At 58.8% G+C, this 2029-nt stretch carries 2 protein-coding genes; both read right to left on the bottom strand.

All coding sequences use genetic code 11. The features are described 5' to 3' along the window. Positions 1-32 precede the first annotated feature (32 nt). Complete coding sequence (locus tag AC1D00_RS38555; RefSeq protein ID WP_477014285.1) at positions 33-983, bottom strand: ABC transporter permease; 951 nt, start codon at positions 981-983, stop codon at positions 33-35. Between the two features lie 83 nt (positions 984-1066). After that, positions 1067-2029 (bottom strand): ABC transporter substrate-binding protein (locus AC1D00_RS38560; protein WP_477014286.1); only part of this gene is annotated, 963 nt, incomplete at its 5' end.

The raw sequence follows: 2029 nt of genomic DNA on the forward strand, positions 1-2029 counted from the left end.
AGTGCCGCGCCGGCCGGACGAAGTCGATGTCGTCATCGGAGCCTCGGATTGGAAAGGACGGCGACGATGTCCGCAGCCGTGATCAATGCCAGGTAACCAAGGCAGAAGATCATCGCGCAGGTCTGGATCAGCGGGAGATCACGGGTGGAAACGGCATCGACCATCAGCTTTGCGATCCCGGGATAGTTGAAGATGGTCTCCACGATGATCACGCCGCCGAGCAAGTACGATAGCGAGAGTGCGACCGCATTCACGATGGGACCAAGCGCATTCGGAAGTGCATGTCTCAGCACCATCCGGGGACGCGATGCCCCCTTGAGAAGCGCCATCTCCACGTATGGTGTGTTCAAAGTTTCGACCACGGCAGCGCGCGTCATGCGGATCATCTGCGCAGACACGCCGAATGTGAGCGTCATGACCGGCATCGCGTAGGTCCGCATCAGGTCATAGAACGACTTGATCTCGTTGGTGAAGGACAGCGCCGGCAGCCATCTGAGATGCACGGCGAAGAGCAGGACGGCCAGGGTTGCGATCATGAACTCCGGTACCGAGATGATACCGATCGTGGCGACGGTAACGATGCGGTCGTAAAGCGTGCCCCGCCACATCGCGGCAGTGATGCCAAGCGTCAGGGCGAATGGCACGGCGATCGCGGCCGTCAATCCTGCAAGCTTCATCGTGTTGGCAAGGCGTCCATGTATCAGATTGGCGATCGGCACGTTGTTGGCGTAGGACGTGCCGAAATCGCCCTGGAAGATGCCGGCGATCCATTTCAGGAATCGGATGATCGCGGGATCGTTGAGGTGCATCGCCTTGCGCAGACCCTCGACGGCTTCTGGCGTCGCGGACTGTCCAAGCAGGATGGTGGCTGTGTCGCCGGGCAACAGCGCGGTGGCAGAGAATACGGCAATGGAAACGATCAAGAGCGTGATCAAGGCGATCAGCAGCCGTCTCATCACGAGCGACGAAATCTGTCTTCTCACGTTCGCACTCCCACATCACCCGGCGATTTCGTCGCCCGCGGTTCCGATTTCAGGACCAGGGCAGGGACCTCGCTGGAGCCCAATCAGGTGGCAAGCCAGACGTACTCGGCGAACGCATAGCCCATCATGCCGCCGAGCGGGTTGGGCTCCAGTCCCTTCAGCTTTTCGGTGACGGCGTCCACATTGGAGATGTAGGCCGGAATAATGGTGCCTGCTTCTTCCGACACCATGATCTGCATCTCGTTGTAGATTTCGCGGCGCTTTGCCTGATCGAGCGAGGCACGGGCCTCGGCCAGCATCTTGTCGAACTTCTCCGAGGTGTATCGGCTCTCATTCCATGGAGCATCCGACTTGTAGAGCAGGGAGAACAGGATGTCAGGCGTCGGGCGCGGGTTGACGTTGCCGAAGTGAATCGGCGCCTTCAGCCAGTAATTGCTCCAGTAACCGTCGGAAGGCACGCGCTTCACATCGAGCTTCATGCCGATCTGGGCGGCTGTGGCCTGGACGATCACGGCCATGTCTATCGCCGAATTGGCTGCGTCGGAAGTGATGACCTCGATTGGTTGACCGAGAACGCCCGCTTTCTGGAAATGGAATTTGGCCTTTTCCGGATCGAACGCTTTGGGCTTGAGGGCCGCGTTGTGGTAGAAATTGGCCGGGGATACCGGTTGATCGTTGCCGACTACGCCGAACCCGCGCAGTGCTGACTTGACGATCTGCTCGCGGTTGACCAGGTATTTCATGCCCTCCACGAAATCCCTGTTGTTGCCGGGCGCCATGTCCATGCGAATGTTCAGGTCTGTGTAGTTGCCCGAAGTCGTCTTTGACAGTGCGAAGCCATTGACGCCATCGAACAGGCGCACGGACCGCGGGTTGATCGCCGCAGCGAGATGAATGTCCCCGGAGAGAAGAGCATTGATGCGGGCGTTTTCATCCTGAATGGCGAAGAACTCGAATGAATCGACATTCGGACCTCCCTTGAAATAGTTGGGGTTTCGAACGCCGATCGAGCGCACGCCGGGTTCGAATTGCTTGCACTTGAAAGC

The sequence above is a fragment of the Bradyrhizobium sp. P2_E8 genome (assembly GCF_056403875.1).